Genomic DNA, 16,320 nt, shown 5'->3' on the forward strand with positions numbered 1-16,320 from the left:
TCCATCATCTTTTTCAAGGCAGCTACACTGCTCATTTTATACTTTTTCTGGTCGTACACGACATACTCGTGATTGAATGACTATCCTTGATTTTCGGCAACTCGGTCATAAGCAACAATAATTTTTTGAACCAGGGAATGACGGACAACATCCTCTTCTGCAAACTGGACAAAGCCTATTTCCTCAATCCCTTGTAAAATCGCATTTGCTTCAATCAGACCGGATTTTTTGCCACGAGGCAAATCAATTTGCGTGACATCGCCGGTAATGACCATTTTGGAGCCGAAGCCAAGTCGAGTCAAAAACATTTTCATTTGCTCGGGTGTAGTGTTTTGCGCTTCGTCCAAAATAATAAAAGAGTCATCCAGCGTACGTCCCCGCATATAAGCCAAAGGTGCAATTTCTATTAATCCGCGCTCCAGTGCCTTTGCAGTCTGCTCTGGGCCCATCACATCGTATAGGGCATCATACAATGGGCGTAAATACGGATCAACCTTTTCCTGTAAATCCCCTGGTAAAAAACCTAAATTTTCACCTGCTTCCACCGCAGGACGAGTCAGTACAATGCGCTTGACTGAACCTTCCTTCAGGGCAGCTACGGCCAGCACTACAGCCAGATAGGTTTTACCAGTACCCGCCGGGCCAATTCCAAATACAATATCGCGTTTCTTAATCGTGGTTACATAGTGCTTTTGTCCAATCGTTTTGACGCGAATCGGTTTACCCCGGAACGTCGTCGTAATTTCACCCTTGAACAAATCGAGCAGCTGATCAGCGCGCAAATCTTTTGCCAGTTCAATCGCATAATGGACATCCCTTTCGGTCAGTATATACCCATTGCGAATTAACTGGAGTAATACGTCGAACAATTGTTCGAGCACTTCCACCTCGTGAGCATTACCAAAAACATTAACTTCTGCCTCACGAGATGCTATTTTTGCGGGAATAGCTGCTTCGATTAATTTCAAAAAGGAATCCTGCGGGCCAAATAACGCCTGTCCTTCTCCCGCATTGTTCAATGCAATTTGTATGCTGCGTTGTTGTTCTGCCAAATAGCCTCATTCTCCTTGGTTATGAACTAACGGAAGTTCTTCCGCAATATCCTGCTCCACTTCAAAAAGCACTTTCATATAAACTTTACCATTCTCTCTCTTCTCATGCAAAATTTTTTGGCTCATTATTTTCGTTCCTTTGCCGTATTTAGCTAAAATATCAGCTCGCGCGCCTTCTAAACCTGACATTTTCGCTTCTGCTTCCGTAAGCTTCTGCTCCTGTATCTTTGTCTCTCTCACACTTTCGGTCATCCAACCCACCGGAAGTTTGTAGGAACGCCATGTTAGCGGATCATGTTCAACTGTTGTTTTATGTGTAGAATAAGGTATTTTCCCATATCCCCATAATTGTATCGCACGGTTGCCTAATACCAGATATAAGCGGTCGTGACTGGTACCTGTATACGTGCTGCTGCGTTGCATCATGGGACTGCTAATTTCGTATTCATGCCATACAAGACCCTTAACCTCTCCTTTGGCTACGACCTGCTGTTGGTTCTCCTCATCTCCAAGCGTTCCAGAGATGAGGATGGCTCCTTTTTTGACACGCGTATTTTTATGCACGACAGGACGACCCTGCTCGGCAAAAATTTCAGTAACTACCGCATCTGCCTTACTAATGATATGACGAGGGCTGTAGAGCGGCGCAGGGGTAGGCTGTGAAGCTTCAACAACCTGAATCGTCACCAAAGTACCCTGCTTTTCCACACCGATCCAGGATGCTTCTGGAAGCTTCTGCATGAGCGCACGTGAAAGCTTGTCTTGACTGGATAGACGAAAGCTCCATTGAAATGGATACAGACCCTCCTGTCGAGCGGCTTTGAGAACGGATTCCGTCGATAGTTTATCATTCCCCTTTACTTCAATGTCCCAGATAAGTGAAGACATCAGCAGGAGACCTATCCAGAACAAAGCCAATCCAGCCAGGAAAAACTTACGTTTGGCAAGTCGTGCAGCAGTAAAGGGAAGCCCTTGCCGCTTCAGAACATGCATTTTACAGCCTGTCCTTCTCAAAAGCGGGCGTAGGAGGAAGACGTGCGGCAGTAGAAGATTCATTTCTGCATGTCTAGTACCCATCGGCCGCACGTTCCACACAGGTAAATGGTGATCGGTGAGTAAATTAATGAAAGCTTCCACACTTTCGCCCTTGATAGCAAGGGTAACCGTACCACGCAGCTTTGCTAAAGCAGGATGTTTCACGAGCCTTCCTCCGTTCCTTCCATTTGGATATCCGTTATATGTCCCTCCACACTTACCTGCTCTGGCAGAATAGACGTAATGACTAGATCATGGCCGGACACCCTCAGCCTGCCTTGCGCAAGTGCAAGTACGAGCTGATCCGGCGTGAAATCCACCACGCCCCGGTGATTCTCCACATAAAGCTGACGGCTGCCGATGAGGGTTAACCGCGGCAGGTCAAATAGAATGTCCTGCGGAAGCTCCAGCGTCTCGCTGGCCCACTTTCGCAGTTTGCGGCTCATCCTGCTCATACGGCGAAATCTCCCTTCCTGTCATCAAAATATTTGTTATCCAACGGCTTAGAGTTGTTTTGATGACAGCACGCTGCTATTTTTTCATCTTCTGTTATTGCCATCCGGTACCCATAGATGTTTCAAGGCAGCTACGCTGCTGGCTTTCCATCTTATATTCTTATTATCAGTGAACACCATTACACCAGCGCCACAGATATCTGTACTGTACATTTTATGATCCAGTCGCGGCATTTATGAGGCTAAACTTACAATTCGTAGTAGCTACTATATTGCAGAGGAAAAAGATGTGTCCTTTCAAAATTCACAACAAAAAAGACAACCTCATTTTCATATTGAAAACAAAGGTTGTCTTCTTTTGAATTTCATTAAATGACACGGTTATTTTTCGCTATCTCGATTTAAAAGAGAGTTTTTTCTAGAGTATAAGAAGTAAACAGCCATACCAATGACAAGCCAAATAATAAAGCGAATAAATGTCTGGCCATTCAAATTAAGAATGAGCACCCCACATGAAACGATAGCCAGGATCGGGATATACGGAACTCCAGGACATCGGAAGGCCCTTGGCAAGTCAGGTTGTGTTTTTCTCATAACGATAACGGCGACCGAAATCAGAATAAATGCTGACAAGGTTCCAATGTTCACCAAACTTGCTAACTCATCCAGCGGAATCAGTCCACCCATTAATGCAGATAAAGTGCCGAAAAACAACGTGTTAATGTAGGGCGTTTTGTATTTGGAATGAACCTTGGATAATACTTTGGGGACTAAGCCGTCACGTGACATAGCAAACATAATACGAGTTTGACCATAGAGCATTACCAGCATGACCGTTGTCATCCCTAAGATGGCTCCTATATCTACAATACCTGCAACCCAGTTCTGGCCTGCAACCTGCAATACCAATGACACGGGGTGAGAGATACCTTCAAATTGCATAAACGGTACTATACCAGTCATAATCGCGCTAACAATGACATACAAAAACGTACAAATAATGAGAGAGAAAATAATGCCTCGCGGTAAATTAGTAGTGGGATTTTTAGTTTCTTCAGCCGCTGATGAAACAGCATCAAAACCAATAAAAGAAAAAAACACAAGAGCTGCGGCTCCAAACACCCCACTGAACCCAAACGGCATAAACGGTGTCCAATTATCCGGCTTCACATATCTAAAAGCAACAATGATAAATAATAAAATAACAACAATTTTTATGATTACCATGATGTTGTTTATCCGTTTTGATTCTTTTATCCCTAAATAAAGCAAGAACGTGATACCCATCAAAATTAAAAAAGCTGGGAGATTAAAATAAGTAGTTTGGTCTTTCAAAGCCCCCGGTGCGGCAGTGAATTCAAGCGGAATGTGAAGGCCAATTCCGTTCAAAAATGATACAAAGTAACCCGACCAACCTGCGGAAACGGCGCTGGCTGCCAGCATGTATTCCAAAATTAAATCCCATCCAATAATAAAGGCCAATAGCTCCCCCATCGTAGCATATGTAAAGGTGTAAACAGAACCGGATACTGGAACGGTGGATGCAAACTCCGCATAAGCCAATGCTGCGAATAAACACGCGAGTCCCGCAATCACAAAAGAAAGAACCAAGCCTGGACCAGCCGTAACTGCTCCTGTACCTGTCAACACAAAAATTCCCGTTCCGATAATGGCTCCAATTCCAAGCATCGTTAAATCAAACGCACCCAGCTCCCTTTTGAGTGCTTTTTCCCCTCGCGTAGCGGCAATCAACTGATCAATGCTTTTCTTTCTAAACAAGCTATTTCCCATCGATCCCATCCTCCTAAAAATTAATTTTTCCATTTTTATAACCTTGTTGTATCACCTCGATATAAATAAAATTTTAGGTAAAATTGGAGTGAATTTCATAAGTATCTATCATTGAGAACATTATATATAAAAAAGAAAAAATGAAAACTGCTTTCGGAAAGCTCCATTCATATTGTTACATTTGATCATTTTTCAGGAATATATTTTCATAAATGAGGCGCTAAATTAGACAAAATGCCACCATTTTAGATGACAACAAATGTGAGAAAGCTAGAGCACACAAGGGATTATCACATTCGTTGTCAGGTAATTAGAGCATTTGTCGTTAATTCACTTTTTATTCCGAGCATGGTTATGTATTCCTAAAGCATCACAAAAAAAGATCCGCCACAGCCAAAGCCGTGACGGATCCACTATCATTTTAACGTCTTCCTCCACCCATGTAGCGCTTGGAACGTGGAGGACCTAATATTTCTGCCCAAATCACACCTCTGCGCAGATCAGCCGTATCCACCGTATTACGGTCTTGCGAAGCTATCTCTGGCGCATCTGTAATTTCCCCTGACTCCCTCGCATTGGATATACGATCGAGACGGGCTAAAACCATTTTTCGTTCTTCTTCCATAGCACGGATCCGGTCCTCTAGAGTCGAACCATTATCTAATAAATCCCGGTCCATCCGTTCTTCGGTTTCCGACCGATCGCCCATTTCTTCTATGCGACGAGCTTCCATAACCGTCCGTCGTTCATTAGGAAATTGACGTTGCAACTCTCCAGCAATATCCTGCTGACGTTGCTCTTGCCCATGTTCCATTGTGAAGGGTCTGGATGACGTCGAGGGTCCACGAGAACCATGATCACCACCAAAGGTAGGCATACCTTTTCGCGGCGGTGATTTCCGCCCTGTACCTTGGATGCTTTTCCCCAAAAAGGACACCAAAGCAAAGCCAATCACGATCAGGATATACAAATGTTCAAAGATCCAGCTGATAAAGTTCATTACTCACCACCTAGCTGCCGTAATTCATCGGCTATGTCCCGTTATTAATCCCGGTTTTTGTTGTCATTCCCCGAGTTCTCATTCGGTTTGCCTAAGGAGCCACGCATTTGCGTATCCGCCTCAATATTTTTCAAATTCATATAGTCCATGACACCAAGCTTCCCGCCGCGTAGCGCTTCAGCCATTGCCAGCGGTACTTCGGATTCGGATTCCACCACGCGTGCTCTCATTTCTACAACACGTGCCTTCATTTCCTGCTCCTGCGCTACAGCCATCGCACGCCGCTCTTCCGCTTTTGCCTGCGCAATACGTTTGTCGGCTTCCGCCTGCTCTGTTTGCAGAAAAGCACCAATATTTTTACCTACATCAACGTCCGCAATATCAATGGACAGGATTTCAAATGCTGTCCCGGCATCCAAACCTTTGGACAATACGGTTCTTGAAATTGAATCCGGGTTCTCCAGCACGTCCTTATGCGAGTTACTGGAACCTACGGTCGTAACAATACCTTCACCGACCCGTGCAATAATCGTTTCTTCTCCAGCACCCCCAACAAGTCGATCAATGTTGGCACGCACCGTAACACGAGCTTTAACCTTCACTTCAATACCATCCTTGGCGACCGCAGCAACAATAGGTGTCTCAATAACACGCGGATTAACGCTCATTTGGACCGCTTGCAGAACATCCCGTCCAGCAAGATCAATCGCTGCCGCACGTTCAAACTCAAGCGGAATGTTAGCACGCTGCGCAGCAATCAACGCATTGATCACTCGGTCTACATTCCCTCCTGCGAGAAAGTGGCTTTCCAGCTGGTTGATGTTCAAGCCCAGACCCGCCTTGGTTGCCTTAATGAGCGGATTGACAATTCGGCTTGGCGTGACGCGCCGTAAGCGCATAGCTACCAGCGTAATGATGCCAATGCGCACACCCGAAGCCAATGCTGAAATCCACAGCATCACCGGGAAGAAACTAAAAAATACGCTCAATACAATAATCACTACAACGGCAATCAGCAAAACGCTGACAATACCCGATTCGAACACTCGCATCATCCTCCATTAATCTAATTCTTTGTTATTTGCTTGTTTAGACGCTAGTGTCTGCCTTGACCACAATTCGCCCGCCTTCTACTTTGGATACTATAATCGGCATATCTGTAGCAATAAACTCGCCGTTCGTTACAACATCGACTCGCTCATCAGCGATCAGCACCGTTCCGGCTGGACGAAGTGGAGTCAGACTGACACCCCTTTGACCTAATAGCATTTCCCGGTTCACAACTGAAGAAAAACCTTGTTCAGCCGTTAAACTTTCTTTAAGTATAAAACGGTTCCATATCCCTCGGTCCTTGAATACAACCGCGATGATCGCTACCACGGCAACCGCAGCTGCAAAGGCAATGCCCAAAGATATAAACGCATGCTGCATGTTGTATGCTGCACGAACAACTCCGGCGACAAGGCTGACGGAACCCAGAATGCCCAAAATACCAAAACTCGGGATGAACATTTCAAGTATAAGCAGAGCCAGACCGATAATAAACAACAACCACGTCTCCGAACCTGCAAAACCAGCGATATAATTGCCGAAAAAATACAAACCAAATCCGAGTATGCCCAAAATTCCCGGTACACCAAAACCGGGTACGATCAACTCAATAACAATACCTGCGATACCGATAAATAAAAGCAACGTCTGTACAATTGGGTTGGTCAATATCTCGGCTGCTTTTTCAGCCCATGTTCGCTCCACATGGATGACATCATCCGTGCTGTAACCCATCCACTGAATAACCTCTTGTTCGGAAGACGCGATGTGATCCGCATAACCCAACTTCAGCGCTTCCTCACTGGTTAAAGAAATGATCTGACCATTTTCCTTGTTAAAGTTCATCTCAGGAATAGATATGGTCGTTTTAGAGTCAACCATACCTCTGGCAATATCCGGATTACGTCCGCCAGCTTCTGCGGCAGATGCCATGCTACTCTTCCACCAGGCTATCGTTTTTGGATCTGTGATAGCCTGCCCCCCGCCGTCTACTAACGCTGCTGCTCCGATAATACTCCCCGGTTTCATAACAATCTTGTTTGCGCTCAACGCAATATAGCTACCCGCTGAGGCCGCTTCGCCCCTTATATAGGCTACGGTCGGAATTGGACTGTCTTTAATCAGTTTGCCCAGCTTCTCCGCTGTATCTACCCGTCCACCGGGAGTGTTAATATCCAGTAAAATCAGACCTGCTTTGGAATCTGCTGCTTCTGCAAATCCACGTTCCATAAATTTGCCCAGACCATGCTCAATTTCCTGATCGACTGGTATAACAAACACAGCTCCGCCTTTAGTTTGGGCCGCCGCTGATTCGGAATGAACTAAGGGCAACAGCAAAACGGATACCATAATCCACAACGTTAAAAGGATCCATTTGCGACTGGAGTGGCGATGTTCTCTATGCATTTCTCTCCCCCTTTCGATCTCTCTATGTTACAGCATACCAAACTTTGTTAGACAAACTATACAGTTTTCAGGATTTAATGTGAAATTATTGGGTATATTGCTAATCCTAACGGCTGCCAAATACTTTACGCACCCAACAAACATCACGTTTCACACAATTAACAATAGCGCTTACATAAAAGTACCTTCTCATCATTACATTCTATGGTAGGCAACACATATATAGAAATAACACCCTCTGTAAACAGAGGGTGTTGTGTTTTCCTGTTTGTCGCAGGTTTATTGCAGAAATTGCTGAACCGCTTGGTTCACGAGCTTACCGTCAGCGCGGCCTTTTACCTTAGGCATCAAGGCCGTCATTACTTTCCCCATCTCGGCTTTCGAAGAAGCACCGGTTTCCTGGATGGTCTGCTGTACAATAACTTTAATTTCTTCCTCAGAAAGTTGTTCGGGAAGGTACTGAGCGATGATCTCTATTTCTGCTTTAGTGCTTGTCGCAAGTTCATCACGACCGGCTTTTTCAAATTCATGGAGGGCATCTTTTCGCTGTTTGATCTCACGACTCAGAATATCAAGCACTTCGTTGTCGTCCAAATCCCGTTTCAAATCTATTTCAAGATTTTTAATCGTAGAACGAACCATTCGAATGGTGGAGAGTTTGAACTTGTCCTTACTCTTCATTGCTTGCTTCATATCTTCGTTCAATCGTTCGCTCAAATTCATGATTGCTTAGATCCTCCTAGAACTTTCTCTTACGAGCAGCCTCGGACTTTTTCTTGCGCTTTACGCTTGGCTTTTCATAATGCTTGCGTTTCTTCACCTCAGCCAATACGCCATCCTTAGCAATGGAACGTTTAAAGCGACGAAGTGCAGCATCAATTGTCTCGTTTTTGCGAACTTTAGTTTCAGACACCAGTTTTCCCTCCCTCCGACCAGACCGTCCAAGAGCAATAACACGGTTCATCAAATTTTATTATAGGTGAAACGGAAACCAAGTGTCAACCTATAAGAAAAAATGAATACATAAAGGGCCACTTTTCTCCATTCACATCCGTATTACTGAAAAGACAAGCTCTGTCATTTTTTAAGAATGTGAGTCCGAAATACCTGTCAAGGCACCCAATTTGGCGCCGCCCAGTAAGTGATAATGCAGATGCCCCACCGCTTGTCCACTATCCGGGCCACAGTTGTTAATCAACCGATAACCAGACTCGGCGATTCCTAACTTTTTCGCAACCTCAACCGCAACACGATGAATCTCCGCGATAAGAGGAAGATCCTCCTCCGTCACAGCGTTCATTGAAGGAATATATTTTTTGGGAATAATGAGCACGTGTACTGGTGCCGCAGGCTGGATGTCATGAAATGCGAGCACATTGTCGGTTTCCAACACCTTCTTGCTGGGGATGGTTCCATCCACAATTTTCAAAAACAGATCGTCCATTCAAAACCCTCCTTTGGCAGTGAGCCGATCCTAAGCAAATAGACACAAACACCCCTTGCTCTCGGCATTCAAAGTTATGTATTTCCCACACTGAATAGAAACATAAACAGCCATGTTTGGTTATACTTATGTTTCTATATGTATCATAACGGAAAAAGGGTCTTAATACCAGTTTCCCTTACTAACTTCCTCTATAATGGCTTTCACCCCTCCATCAATTTGATCCAGCTGTGCGCGCGAAATACTTATGCGCAAAAACTTCTCTTGTTCCCTATAGCCTGATAAATAAAAGCCTTTGCCAGCTACAACCTGGATGTTCCTCGCAGAAAGACACTGTACCAAGCGTTCCAAATTCACTGTCCGAGGCAGTTTAAACTGCATATAAACTCCTGAGGTTACAGCTGAAGTCTGAACGTATCCGGCCTGATTGTATCGTTCCACGGCCTTGTTCAGAGTACGAATGCGCTCCGAATACAGTTTACATATCGTGTGCTTGTGGCGTTCATACATTCCATTTTTAATATAAATATCAAGCGCCGCCTGAGACAACATAGATGTGTCGACATATCTTTTATAAGCGTTAAACGACTTTAATAGGGCTTCTGGCAATACCGCAACTCCTAATCGCAAGCCAGGGAAAATGATTTTCGAGAAGCTTTTCAAATAAATAACATGGTCCGAATGGTCGTATGCATAAATGGGATCAAAAAGATGATCGGCCCCCAAATCTGCCATATAGTCATCTTCTACGATGTACACATCATATTTGGCGGCTAAAGCAGCTATCGCTTTTCGCTCCTCTGTGTTATATGAGATCCCTAATGGATTATGATATCTTGACATGGTATAAAAAAACTTGATGCTCTCGTTCTTAAATTGATTCTCCAATTCGTGAAAATCCATACCTTTCGCTGTCCGGACGATGGTACTGACGGGTATGTTCTCTTCCTCCAGAAAGCGCAAATAAATATCGTAACTTGGCTGCTCGACCAAAACCTTTTCTTTGCCATTGGGAAACGGCATTTTAGCGAGTATCTCCAATGCCTGCTGAACACCCGAAGTAACGATAATCCGATCCATTTTTGCAAACACCTGAGTATTAGCCAAATGGGAAACCAACGTATGACGCAGTGTTTCCAGTCCTTGCGAATCGCCATAAGTGAATAGATGATATTTGTAGGTATCAATAGCCTGATTCAAACAATGTTGGAAATCCAGATAAGGGAATACATTTAAATCCGGGGAGGCCGAAGCAAAATCAACGGAGTCTTGCATATGACTATGGTGTAAATCGCCCGAATTTTCCACTACATAGTATCCACTTTGCGGTATGGAATAGATGGCGTGTTTCTTTTCAAGTTCAGAATATGCCCGCAGAATCGTGCTTTTGCTGCATCTATATAATTCTGAAGCCTCACGGACCGACGGTAGCTTGTAACCTGATTTATATTGTCCCTCGCGAATTTTAAGCTCTATATCCAATAAAATTGATACATATTTTTTCACAATATCCACCCACCTGCTCTTTACATACTCATTAAATGCTCATTTCATTACATGCTTATTCCGTCTTATGTTTCTTTCACGCTAGATGTTACCATGGTTTATAGATAGACAGGATACCTTATTTCATTGAACTGTACTGATACAGTTTCAATTATTGGATCATATTTGGGATGGTTTACGTGAAAAAGAGGCTGTTTCTTCATAAAGGAAGAAACAGCCTTGCATGGTGATGATGTATGGATGCGCCTTAAAGTCACTTGTACTGTACAAGAGCTGTAGGCGGGAGAGAGCAGAGAATTCACTATATCTGGCGACTAAGAAATTAGGATTAGTAATAAGGCAGCAAGCTGATCGCTGTCAACGCTGCAAGTGGCAGAATCAAACGATTAAAGCGACGGCGTCCGTAGGGGAACCCATATGCATAAGCAGGTACTGGATACGGGTACGGATACGGATACGGAGGATAAGATGCATAGCCACCATAAGCACGGGAACCGCAGCCACAATTGTTAGGCGGATACGGGAGATTAACATTGACATTCTCCATCTCGTCTCCACCCATAGGAACGGCTAAGTATATCTTTTCATCATCCACATGCTCTACAATGCCATCATACATTGTCCCGTCCTTCACCCATACGCATACATAACGATGCATATGCTTTTGACATAGTGTTTTAGCATCCGTCTGTTCCGGTGCTGTAACTTTTTCGGTTGTCATGCTTTTTTCCATGGTTGTTTCCTCCTAGGCTCTTGCATGTATACCGTATGTTATTCAAAAACGGGCCATTTGCTACATCAAATTGGGCGAATTCCGGCTTGCAAAAAAAGAAGCACCCCGGGAGCTCTTGGCAGAGCCCCTCTGAACGGACGTATGATGGGAAGATTTCTTCCGCAGCATACGTCCGCCGGGGTGCTGTATGATTAACTTGTCGGCTTGGCTGTATTATAACAATAGTTTGAAACTGTATCTGTGACCTGTATCACATTACTTCAAAAAGTTTCCATAACCACACGTGATCCGCCTCCAGCCTGCTCTGCTGGAAGAACAACCAACTTGCGCGGAAGACGGGCCCGTAGTTCAGGCACATGACTAATCACACCAACAGACAATTGATCGTGGTGCAGCTTTTCCAGTGAGGTGATCACCGTGTCAAGCAGCTCAGGGTCCAACGTTCCAAAGCCTTCATCCAGAAAGAAAAATTGCAGAGGGTACTGGCCCCGCAATTGAATTTGAGCCGACAGCGCAAGCGCAAGCGACAAGGAGGTCAGGAACGTTTCGCCACCGGACAAGGTCGATACCGGACGTTTGACCCCACCGTTGGCATCATCACTAATGACAAAACCACCGCTGGAATCTACCTCTAGCGCGTATCGCTGCTTGGTCAGAAAACGCAGGCGGCGTGAAGCCGATTGACTGACCTGCATGAGCTGCTCCTCAGCAATATATTCAACAAAGGCATTGCCGCGAAAAACAGTCTGGAGCTTGGACATTTTTTCCATTTCACTACGCAAATGTACACGATTGGAATCCAGCTCCATCCAGCGGACGTGCCGACGCTGCAAGTCCTCTAAATCACGCTCAGCCTTGGCGCGATTTTGAAGCGCCTCTTCATCGCGTGCACGGCAATCACGTAGCTGTGCAGTGGCCGCTTCCCACTGTTCCTCTGTTACCGTTGCTCCATTCAGCTGCTCTTCGACATGCTTTAAGCGGGAAGACATCTCTTTTTCCCGTTCTCGATGTAAACTCACTTCACGCTCATAGCGTGCGGCTTCTTCCGGTCCCAGGCAGCATTCCATAACCTCTGCTTCCGTAGCAAAAGAGGAGGCTTCCAGACGACTGCCCCAACGGGACTCTGCCATCTGACGTCTTTCTTCTGCCGAGTCGGAGGCCTGCCGGGCAATCAGTGAAGCATGAACGGCTTGCTGCTTGCGTTCTTCCGCTTCAGTACGTTGTCGTGCCGCGGCTTCGGCTCTGTTTTTCAGCCCCAACAGTCGCGAGGTCGCTTCTTCCAGCAATGAAGCCGCTTGGCCATCTCCAACCCACTTTCGGAGCTGGGCTAGCTTTTCGCGAAGCGAATCATCTTTGCTTTGGAGCCCTGTACGACGGGCAATAATGATTTTGTCTTCCTCGATGATACTCTGCTGTATCTGTTGAACACGCGCCGCCTTTTCTTCGAGGAAGGTCACACTCGTCTCCAGCCGGGACCGCAGCTCTTCCGCGCGCCCATCGCGCTCCTGCATGGCGCGGTAACGCTCCGCGGCTTCGTCCGGAGCGACATCCGTTAGCTGCGCCGCCCATTCGGCGCGCAGCCCCTCGCTGCGCGTGATGCATGCCTCGCGCTTGCTCTGTGCCTGCGTCAGCGCTACAGCTGCTGCCTCCTGCTCGGCGGCGGCACGGATACGCCGCTGCTGTCCAGCGGCGTCTGCTTCGCGCAGCGCCTGTGCCTCGGCAGGCAGCGCATGCGCACGTGCGGCTAGCTCGGCTGCAGCACGTTCCAGCGCCGCGCAGCGCTCCGCCCATGCTGCGGCACCACGCGGCTCTGCTGGCGCTGCCGCAGGCGTGAAAGGCTCGCCCGTGGCGGCAGCGCCACTGTTTGCGGTGGCGGGCTGCGCCAGCAAGCTGCGTTGCTCGTGCAACTGCTGGCGCAGTGTGAGGCGCAGCTCCTGCAAACCGAGACGCAGGCGTTGCAGCTCATCCGGCGCAGCGGCATCCGCGCTATGCGCCGCGGCAACGGCAGGCGCGGGGTGATGCAGCGAGCCGCACACTGCGCACGGCTCGCCTTCGCGCAACTCGGCAGCGAGATGCTGAGCGAGACGGCCCAGCTCCTCGGCACGGAGCTCATGGCGCACTTGTTCTTCCTCGGAGGCCAGTGACAACATATCGGCGGTGATCTCTGCCTCCAACGTCAGCAATGCCTCAATGCCATCAGCTGCCTGTGCAGCAAGGGCAGAACGCCGCGCCTCCGTCTCCTGTGTCTCCTGGTCCGTCAGCTTTAGACGTTCGTCAGCTTGCGCAAGCCGTTTCTCCTGAGTCACGTACTCCAGTTCAGCTTCACGCAATTGCTCATTCGCGATTTCCAGCTGTTGCAACCGTTGCACAGCCTCTTGCAGCATACGCCGCTCATCTGCCCGCACTTCATTTTGCTTTAGCTCGTGTTGAAGCTCTTGCTGTCGCTTCAAGCCTCGCGTCTGTAGCTCTTGTTCCTTTGCGAGTCCTTCTGCATGTTCAGCAAGGATTTGTTCGCTATGCCCAAGCTCGGCCGCCAGACGGTCCCGTTCGGTCCGCAACGCTTCCGTATCACGCTCCAGTTGAAGTGCCTGTTCTAGTTGGTCGATCCGAAGCAATAGCTTTGGTTCTTCGGCACTGAGTGCTTGCCGGGCCTGCTCATCTGCTTGCGCAGAGACAAGCGCAGCCTCCTGCGCGGTAGCGGCCAGGACTGCCACTTCTTCGGCAGTCTTATGCCGTTTTTCCGCTTCAGCAATGGCTTCCTTCCAATCCGTCAGTGCAGGCAGCAATGCCTCGGCTGAAGTTGCTTGTCGAAGCTTACGCTCCAGCAAAGCAATGCCCGGCTCCTGTGCTGCCAACTGCTCCAGCTCGTTCAGTCTTTGGCTGAGCTCGATGACCAGCTCACGGGTTTTGTTTAGCGCCTCCGATTCACGTGAGACACGCTCTAGCTCGCGACGCGAAGCTTCTGCATTGGCAATCGCCTCTTTGAGACGCAACTCTACATGTTCAAGTGCTTCAGCACTCGCATCCCCCAGCCCTTGCTGCTCCGCCTCTAATGCTTTCAGTGCGATATCGTTATCTTTCACACGACGGCTTAGCTTCTGTGCAAGTTGATCTCCGTACTTCTCCAGATGGAACAAACGCTGTAGCATCTGTCTGCGTTCACTGCCCTTTAAGGACAAGAATTCCGCAAACTTTCCCTGCGGCAATACGACAGCTCGTGTAAAATCGTCCATTTTCAGGCCGATATACTCCTCCACACAGCGCGTCACATCCTGCACCTTATCGGCAAGCACTTCCTCGCCATCCTCTGTTAACGCAATAAAACGGCTAAGCGTATTATTAACCGATACGCCTCCAGCACGTTTGAAACGTCGTTCTACACGGTAACGACGAGGTCCTTGAGCTGACATTAATTCAAACGTAAATGCAACAGACAACGTATCCTCGGCATGATTCATAATGCCTTGTGTACCATTCACTGCCCGCTCCACTTTACCGTACATAGCCAACGTAATGGCATCCAGCAGCGTTGATTTTCCACTACCCGTTGGGCCAAAAATTCCGAACAACCCAGTTTCGGTCAAATCGTCAAAGCGAATTTCCTGCGACTCCCGGTAGCTTTGCAACCCCGCCAGTTTTAGAAGGATTGGTTTCATGCGTCCTCCTCCTCAGCGTGATCTCTTGCATCATCCTGTTCCACCAGCTCCAGAAATAACTGCACTAATCCGTCATCTGGCTGTGCTCCGCCTGTCTGCCGCTGATAGAATGCCCGGAACAACTCATGCACTGGCAGTTCTGATCGTTGGTGCTCCAACTGTGCGGCAGCCATTTCTGGATACATAGGGCGAATATGAATGATGCCTTCACGGCTTTTGCGCAGCCGCTGGATATCTCCCATCGACATCGCTTCATCCAGCGTAATTTCCAGATCAATAAAGGCATCGGCATCCAGTCCTTCATCCAGCCAGCGATATACTTCCTCCAGACCTCCCCGTGCGCGCCACCTCACTAATGGGCGTCCACTGGTAATATACAGTTCCTCGACCTGAGCAGGCTTGCCAGCAACTACGTCAATTAACGTAACCGATTTGGCTTGTCCGGCTTCGGAAAAGCTATAAGCGAGCGGCGAGCCACTATAACGCATCAGCCCGTCTCCTTTTACATATTGGGGACGATGCAAATGTCCTAGAGCCGTATACTGTGCCCCAATGCTCAAAGCAGACGGATCTACGGTATACGCCCCCCCGACCTGAATCGGGCGTTCCGAGTCCGACTCCAGCCCGCCGAGCACATAAATATGGCTCATCGACAAATTAACGGTGTCAGGCCGAAATGCTGTACCTAGCTGTGACATCAGCAAGCCCACACGGCGGCTATATGCCTCGCGCAATACTGTTTCATCTCCGTCCTCAGACAATAGCTCGTTTAGACGAGACTCGGAGGGATATGGCAAGGCTGCAATGCATGCCATTTCACCCGTTCGCGGTGTACGAACGCGTACCGCTTCCCCATGGGGCAGTCCCAGTAATGTAATTCCGCGCCCGCTCACCAGTGGTGTGACCGAGGATACCCTTTCCGGCTGATCATGATTGCCCGCAATGACGACTAGTGGTCTTCCTCCAGCCGTAAGACGGGCAGACGTTTCATAAAACAATTGCTCGGCTGCGGCTGAAGGATTGACTGAGTCGTATACGTCTCCAGCCATCATAATCAAATCGGCCTGCTGATCGTCAGCCATTTTCGCTAGTTCTTCCAAAAACGCCTCCTGCTCCTTCAAACGGCTGCGTCCTTCCAACGTGCGACCCAAATGCCAATCACCTGTATGCAAAATCCGCATGTTATTCCTC

General features: G+C 47.6%; 14 protein-coding genes. All 14 read right to left on the bottom strand.

Annotated features, from left to right (window positions below):
• Positions 1-80: 80 nt before the first annotated feature.
• Positions 81-1,052: a PhoH family protein gene (locus tag MKY75_RS16340; protein WP_029517794.1), complete on the bottom strand. Its 972-nt coding sequence runs from the start codon at positions 1,050-1,052 to the stop codon at positions 81-83.
• A 6-nt stretch (positions 1,053-1,058) separates the two neighbouring features.
• The gene (gene yqfD / locus MKY75_RS16345; RefSeq protein WP_340885947.1) at positions 1,059-2,252 is read right to left on the bottom strand and encodes a sporulation protein YqfD; all 1,194 of its coding nucleotides are present in this window, start codon (positions 2,250-2,252) and stop codon (positions 1,059-1,061) included.
• Entirely contained in the window at positions 2,249-2,542 is a 294-nt protein-coding gene (gene yqfC, locus MKY75_RS16350) for a sporulation protein YqfC (protein WP_029517796.1), read from the bottom strand. Before yqfC ends, yqfD begins: the two co-directional genes overlap by 4 nt.
• Before the next feature lie 381 nt (positions 2,543-2,923).
• Positions 2,924-4,333: an amino acid permease gene (locus MKY75_RS16355; protein ID WP_165149027.1), complete on the bottom strand. Its 1,410-nt coding sequence runs from the start codon at positions 4,331-4,333 to the stop codon at positions 2,924-2,926.
• A 421-nt stretch (positions 4,334-4,754) separates the two neighbouring features.
• Positions 4,755-5,333 (bottom strand): hypothetical protein, encoded by a 579-nt coding sequence (locus MKY75_RS16360; RefSeq protein ID WP_069010261.1) that lies wholly within the window; start codon positions 5,331-5,333, stop codon positions 4,755-4,757.
• A 44-nt stretch (positions 5,334-5,377) separates the two neighbouring features.
• Positions 5,378-6,379: a flotillin-like protein FloA gene (floA, locus tag MKY75_RS16365; RefSeq protein ID WP_029517799.1), complete on the bottom strand. Its 1,002-nt coding sequence runs from the start codon at positions 6,377-6,379 to the stop codon at positions 5,378-5,380.
• Positions 6,380-6,422: 43 nt separating this feature from the next.
• Complete coding sequence (locus MKY75_RS16370; protein WP_340885948.1) at positions 6,423-7,790, bottom strand: NfeD family protein; 1,368 nt, start codon at positions 7,788-7,790, stop codon at positions 6,423-6,425.
• Positions 7,791-8,069: 279 nt separating this feature from the next.
• Positions 8,070-8,513 carry a GatB/YqeY domain-containing protein gene (locus MKY75_RS16375; RefSeq protein WP_013311146.1) on the bottom strand — a complete coding sequence of 148 codons (444 nt, stop codon included), beginning with the start codon at positions 8,511-8,513 and terminating at the stop codon, positions 8,070-8,072.
• A 16-nt stretch (positions 8,514-8,529) separates the two neighbouring features.
• Positions 8,530-8,703 carry a 30S ribosomal protein S21 gene (gene rpsU, locus MKY75_RS16380; RefSeq protein ID WP_005547957.1) on the bottom strand — a complete coding sequence of 58 codons (174 nt, stop codon included), beginning with the start codon at positions 8,701-8,703 and terminating at the stop codon, positions 8,530-8,532.
• Between the two features lie 171 nt (positions 8,704-8,874).
• Positions 8,875-9,234 (bottom strand): histidine triad nucleotide-binding protein, encoded by a 360-nt coding sequence (locus MKY75_RS16385; RefSeq protein WP_025722131.1) that lies wholly within the window; start codon positions 9,232-9,234, stop codon positions 8,875-8,877.
• A 162-nt stretch (positions 9,235-9,396) separates the two neighbouring features.
• Positions 9,397-10,740 carry an aminotransferase-like domain-containing protein gene (locus MKY75_RS16390; RefSeq protein WP_340885950.1) on the bottom strand — a complete coding sequence of 448 codons (1,344 nt, stop codon included), beginning with the start codon at positions 10,738-10,740 and terminating at the stop codon, positions 9,397-9,399.
• Between the two features lie 328 nt (positions 10,741-11,068).
• Positions 11,069-11,473 carry a hypothetical protein gene (locus MKY75_RS16395; RefSeq protein WP_029517802.1) on the bottom strand — a complete coding sequence of 135 codons (405 nt, stop codon included), beginning with the start codon at positions 11,471-11,473 and terminating at the stop codon, positions 11,069-11,071.
• A 260-nt stretch (positions 11,474-11,733) separates the two neighbouring features.
• Positions 11,734-15,129 carry an SMC family ATPase gene (locus MKY75_RS16400; RefSeq protein WP_340885954.1) on the bottom strand — a complete coding sequence of 1,132 codons (3,396 nt, stop codon included), beginning with the start codon at positions 15,127-15,129 and terminating at the stop codon, positions 11,734-11,736.
• Positions 15,126-16,310, bottom strand: a complete 1,185-nt coding sequence (locus MKY75_RS16405) for an exonuclease SbcCD subunit D (RefSeq protein WP_069010257.1) — start codon at positions 16,308-16,310, stop codon at positions 15,126-15,128. Before MKY75_RS16405 ends, MKY75_RS16400 begins: the two co-directional genes overlap by 4 nt.
• Positions 16,311-16,320 lie beyond the last annotated feature (10 nt).

It is taken from the genome of Paenibacillus sp. FSL L8-0663, assembly GCF_038008125.1.
In the GTDB taxonomy this organism is placed as follows: domain Bacteria; phylum Bacillota; class Bacilli; order Paenibacillales; family Paenibacillaceae; genus Paenibacillus; species Paenibacillus polymyxa_D.